This is a genomic window from Pseudomonas sp. AFG_SD02_1510_Pfu_092 (assembly GCF_003331055.1).
In the GTDB taxonomy this organism is placed as follows: domain Bacteria; phylum Pseudomonadota; class Gammaproteobacteria; order Pseudomonadales; family Pseudomonadaceae; genus Aquipseudomonas.
The window spans coordinates 1-2,772 of the sequence record NZ_PUQD01000119.1; the positions used below are offsets into that span (position 1 = coordinate 1).

The window sequence follows — 2,772 nt, forward strand, 5'->3', positions numbered from 1 at the left end:
CCCGCCCCTTCCCGCCCAACCCCCCCCCCCCCCCGTCCCACACCCCCCCCGGGGGGGCGGGTTTTACCCCGCGAAAGGGCCAAAACAGGCCGCAAAGATCTTGGCTCACTGCACCTGCTGCGGGGTTTCCTCACCCATGCAGCGCACTGCACGCTTGCGGTTGTCCACCAATACGCCGGTCAGGCCTTTCTGCTGGGTGTCGAACAGCACCAGCACGCCATCGACACACTGGGCCACCTGCGGCGCCGGGTCCAGCGAGACCTTGTAGTCCTCGCCCGGGAGGGTCTTGAGCATGGTGAAGTCCTGCAGCAACAGGGCATCCTCCGGCTTGGCGAAATGCAGGTAACCGTAGTACCACAAGGCCCCCACCGTCACCATGATGCTGCCGACACCCGTCAGGATCAGCGGGATGGCGTTGCGTTCTTCACTCATTGCTTGTTCTTCTCGTCAGGGTAGTTGGGCACTTCGGCAAGCCGCCGCAGGCCGTTGAAATGGCCGGGATCATCCAGAAAGCGCAGCATCACCTGGCGCCAGGTCGGGTCGGCGAAGGTCTGTACGTGGCCCCCGCGGGTCAGTTGCAGCACCCGCGGCGGTGGCGCGTGCTGGTACAGGCGGATGCCGTTGTCCAGCGGCACCAGGTTGTCGTCGATGCTGTGGAAGAACAGCTTCGGCGGGCTGCTCAACCGCTCGATCGAGCGGATCGCGCTGTCGCCGTCCGGCACCAGCCACGACAGCGGCACCTGCAGCGGCCAGGTCATCCACGAGGTGCTCAGGGCAAAGCGCCCGACTGAACGGTAGCTGGCCGGCACACCGTCGAACACCAGGGCACTGAAGCGCTGGCGCTGCTCGGGGTGGGCAGCCAGATAGTGGATGGCCATGGCCCCGCCGAGGCTCTGCCCCAGCAGCACCAGCGGCTTGCCCTGGGCCTCGGGCGCGCGCTCCAGCCAGGCCATGGCTGCGGCGATGTCCTGGTACACCTCCGGCAGGCTCGGCTGGCCCTGCGACAGGCCATAGCCGCGGTAGTCGATCATCAACACCTGGTAGCCCTGCTCCGGCAACCAGTAGCTGCCGCCCAGGTGCCCGGGCAGGTTGCCACCATTGCCATGCAGGTGCAGCACCGTGCCCTTGACCTCGACCCCGGCCTTGGCCGGCAGCCACCAGCCGTGCAGGCGGATGCCGTCAGCAGTGTTCAACGTGATATCGCGGTATTCGAGCCTGGCCCGCTCGGGTGTGAACGCCTGGCCACGCTCGGGGTAGAACAGCAGGCTGCTGCAACCGCCCAGGCCCAGCAGGATCAAACCCAGGGCCAGCAGGCGGCAGCGCTCAGAGAATGTTCGCGTAGTCGGCTTCAATACGGTCCAGGCTCAGGTGGTTGAGGAAGTTGGAGAAGCACATCCAGGCCGACAGCGCGTTCAGGTCGCGGAACTGTTCGGGCAGGTACTTGGGCGGCTCGACCAGGCCCTCCTCGACCAGCTGGCGCAAGGTGCGCATGTCTTCCAGGGTGGTCTTGCCACAGAACAGCAACGGGATCTGCTCGAGCTTGCCCTTCTTCACGGCCAACTGAATGTAGTTGTAAACCATGATGAAGCCCTTGAGGTAGGACAAGTCCTTGGTGAATGGCAGGCCGTTGGGCACCGAACCGCGGAACACCCGGCTGGCGTTGCTGTAGCTCTGCGCCATCTCGAAGCCCTGCTCGCGGAAGAAGTTGTAGACCTGGATGAAATCGGCCCCCTCCTCGACCATGTGGATGGCGCGGGTGCGGTTGGTAAGCTTGCGCAGGCGGCTGGGGTAGGAGGCGAAGGCGATCACCTCCATGAGGATGGCCAGGCCTTCCTGGGTCACCGTCGACGAGGGCGGGCCCTTGGCCAGGAAGGTACAGATCGGCTGGTTCAGGCCGTTGAGCGTGGTGCCGACATGCACCAGCCCTTCGTGCACCTCCAGGGCGCGCACATCGCGGGCGTTGAACATGGCGTCGGCGCGCACCTTGATGTAGTCGGCGCCGGCCGCGGCATCAGCGACGATACCGTCGGACTCGAACACACGGATGGTTTCCTCGGCCTCGCCGAACACCTTGTTCAGCCGGCGCTGCAGGATTGCCACGGCTTCCTTGGCAGTGAGGTTCTTCGGCTCGTCCTTGAGGTCGCCACGGCCGTCGATGTTGTTCAGGTAGTCCGACAGCATCAGGCCGAGGTCGGCCAGGGTCGGGTCACCGGCGTGGAAGGCATCCGAAGCGGCGCCGTACAGCTCCTGGGAGATCAGGCCGAAATCCTCGGTACCGCGCGCTTCGAGCATGCGCACCACCATGCGGTATTCACGGCACATGCGCTTCATGATCTGCCCGACCGGGTTGAACTGGCCAAGCTGGCGAATGATGTCGCGCTCGATGCCCTGGAACTCGGCCTTCACCGCGCTGGAGTCGAATGCCAGCGGGCGCGACTGGTAATAGTCACGATCGACGGCCGGAGGCTCCTTGCCCTTGGCCTTGAGGAAGCCCTGGCGAATGTTGTCGTCCCACTTCACCGCGTCCAGCACCCGGATCGGGGTCTGCGCGGCGACGATGCGGTCGGACAGGGCGCGGATGGTTTGCTGGTATTCGTCCACCGGGGACTCCTTATTGGAACAAAGTGCCAAGCCTTGCGTTGCCTGTGCTGGCCTCTTCGCGGGGGGACGCCCCCCCCCCCCGGGGGGGGGAGGGGGGGGGGGGGGGGGGGGCGGGGGGGGGGGCGGCCCCGGCGATTTGGGGGCCGGGGGGACCGGGGGCCAGCAAGCGCC

The 2,772-nt window shown here is 66.2% G+C and carries 3 protein-coding genes; all 3 read right to left on the reverse strand.

Annotated elements, in window-relative coordinates:
* Positions 1–105: 105 nt before the first annotated feature.
* The 3 genes from C6A77_RS25050 to C6A77_RS25060 are packed head-to-tail and all read right to left on the reverse strand — an operon-like array spanning position 106 to position 2,601.
* On the reverse strand, positions 106–432 hold the full coding sequence (locus tag C6A77_RS25050; RefSeq protein WP_114172021.1) for a hypothetical protein: 327 nt from the start codon (positions 430–432) through the stop codon (positions 106–108).
* Positions 429–1,352: an alpha/beta hydrolase gene (locus tag C6A77_RS25055; protein ID WP_114172022.1), complete on the reverse strand. Its 924-nt coding sequence runs from the start codon at positions 1,350–1,352 to the stop codon at positions 429–431. The genes C6A77_RS25050 and C6A77_RS25055 overlap by 4 nt, the downstream gene beginning before the upstream one ends.
* A complete protein-coding gene (locus C6A77_RS25060) occupies positions 1,324–2,601 on the reverse strand; it encodes a flavohemoglobin expression-modulating QEGLA motif protein (protein WP_114172023.1) in 1,278 nt (425 codons plus the stop codon). Before C6A77_RS25060 ends, C6A77_RS25055 begins: the two co-directional genes overlap by 29 nt.
* Positions 2,602–2,772: the final 171 nt, after the last annotated feature.

Bases quoted from the DNA above. Each gene is read 5' to 3' on its own strand.
- C6A77_RS25050 (WP_114172021.1), bottom strand. From the start codon at position 432: ATGAGTGAAGAACGCAACGCCATCCCGCTGATCCTGACGGGTGTCGGC.